The organism is Falsiroseomonas oryziterrae (assembly GCF_021864505.1).
Lineage (GTDB): Bacteria > Pseudomonadota > Alphaproteobacteria > Acetobacterales > Acetobacteraceae > Falsiroseomonas > Falsiroseomonas oryziterrae.
Genome location: NZ_JAKJIB010000497.1, coordinates 1 through 2,044 on the forward strand (window position 1 = coordinate 1; position 2,044 = coordinate 2,044).

General features: G+C 73.0%; 3 protein-coding genes. 2 read left to right on the top strand and 1 reads right to left on the bottom strand.

What is annotated here, in order from left to right; all coding sequences use genetic code 11:
- Positions 1 to 113: 113 nt before the first annotated feature.
- Together L2I40_RS22400 and L2I40_RS22405 are read left to right on the top strand one after the other, a co-directional pair.
- Positions 114 to 599: a Fur family transcriptional regulator gene (locus L2I40_RS22400; RefSeq protein ID WP_372491102.1), complete on the top strand. Its 486-nt coding sequence runs from the start codon at positions 114 to 116 to the stop codon at positions 597 to 599.
- Between the two features lie 22 nt (positions 600 to 621).
- Entirely contained in the window at positions 622 to 1,440 is an 819-nt protein-coding gene (locus L2I40_RS22405; protein WP_237217538.1) for a GNAT family N-acetyltransferase, read from the top strand.
- Between the two features lie 24 nt (positions 1,441 to 1,464).
- Here L2I40_RS22405 and L2I40_RS22410 read toward each other — a convergent pair.
- Positions 1,465 to 2,044, bottom strand: a 580-nt coding sequence (locus L2I40_RS22410; RefSeq protein WP_237217540.1) for a DUF1214 domain-containing protein, incomplete at its 5' end; no start/stop codon positions are given.

The following is a 2,044-nucleotide window of genomic DNA, read 5'->3' on the forward strand; positions in this document are numbered from 1 at the left end:
GCGCCGGCTCGTGGGGCCCGATGGCCGTGTCGCGGCGCGCGGCCATGGCCGCGCGGGCCGGACGGGATTAAGGAAGCGCCGGGCCGGCGACCGCCGGCCGGAGCAGCGCCCGCATGGACCGCATGACGGAACACGCCCCGCACGCGCCGCCTGGCTCGCCCGATCCGTCCCGGATCGAGCGGCTCTGCATCGAGCGCGGGCTGAAAATGACCGGCCAGCGTCGGCTGATCGCGCGCGTCCTGTCGGAGGCCGAAGACCACCCGGACGTCGAGGAATTGTACCGCCGCGCCAGCGCGCTCGACCAGCGCATCTCGGTGGCGACCGTGTACCGGACGGTGCGACTGCTGGAGGAGAAGGGGATCGTCGAACGCCGCGACTTCGGCGGCGGGCGGGCGCGCTTCGACCCTACGGATCGCGGCCATCATCACCATCTGATCGACGTGGACACCGGCAAGGTCATCGAGTTCGAGGACCCGGAGTTCGAGCGCGTGGCGCGCGCGATCGCGGAGCGGCTCGGCTTCGGCCTGATCGGCCAGCGGCTGGAGCTGTTCGGCCGCAGGGCCGAGGCCGCGGCGAAGTCGGGGCGGAAGCCCAAGTGATGTCCCGCGCCGGGCGACCCGCATGAGCGACGCGGCCAGCGACGCGCCGTTCGAGGAGATCCGCGCCGGCAATCTCGGCCTGCGGCTCGCCGATGGCGCGGCGGAGATGGATGCCGCGCAGGCGCTGCGGTTCCGCGTCTTCTACGAGGAGATGGGCGCGCAGGCCGATGCCGCGACCGCCGCCTCGCGGCGCGACGCCGACGCCTTCGACGCGGTCGCCGACCACCTGCTGGTGCTGGACCACGACCTGGGCGACGGGCCGGAGGCGGTCGTCGGCACCTATCGGCTGATCCGCCGGCCGGCCGCGGCGAAGCTCGGGCGCTTCTATTCAGAGAGCGAGTACGACATCTCCATGCTCGCGGCCTATCCGGGCGAGGTGATGGAGCTCGGGCGGTCCTGCGTGGCCGCGCCCTATCGCAGCCGCGGCACGCTGCAGCTGCTGTGGCGCGGCATCGCGGCCTATGTCTTCCGCCACCGCATCGAGCTGATGTTCGGCTGCGCGTCGCTGCCGGGGACGGACCTGGATGCGCTGGCGCCGCAGCTGTCCTACCTGCATGCGCATCACCTGGCGCCGCCGGCGCTACGCGCGCGCGCGCTGCCGGAGCGCTACGTGGCGATGGACCGCGTGCCGCTCGACGCCGCGGCGGCGAAGGCGGCACTCATGGAGCTGCCGCCGCTGATCAAGGGCTACCTGCGGCTCGGCGGCTTCGTCGGCGACGGCGCGGTGATCGACGCGCAGTTCAACACCACCGATGTCTGCGTCGTGGTGAAGACCGAGCTGGTGACGGAGAAGTACTACCGCCACTACGAACGCACGGCGGGGCCGGGGCGCGAGGAGTAGCCGCGCCCGGCGCCCGCGGCGCGATCAGTGGGTCTGCAGCAGCGGCCGCGCAGGGCTTGCGAGCTGCACCGCGGGCGGTGACCAGCGTCCGTCGATCGCCTGCGCGTCCGGGCCGTAGAGCCGCAGCGTCAGGTTGAACGGACCGGCCGGCGCGGGCAGCCAGTTGGCGCGCCGGTCCGCGCCCGGATCGGCGTTCTGGATCAGGATCTCGATCGTCCCGTCCGCGCCGCGCACCATCCCGTCGCGGTCGCCGATGGCGAAGCGGTTGATCGGGTTCGCCACCTGGAACCCTTCCTGGTCGTAGAGCGTGACGGACCAGAAGGCGTTGACCGGCGGCTCCTGACCGCGCGGGAAGCGCAGCACGTAGCGGTTGGCGCCGTCCAGCGGCCGCCCGTCGCCCGACACATGGGTCAGCGGGTAGATCGCGTCCTCCGGCAGGTTCGCGCCCAGCCCCAGCATCGCGACCACCGCGCGCCGCAGGTAGTCGGTGCCGTAGTTCCCCATCCCGGAGGCGAGGTAGAGCCAGCTGTTCTTGATCGCGCCGAGATGCGGCGCGCTGGCGGCAAGGTGGCGCGGGCCCTCGGCGGCCGCGCGCTCCAGCGCG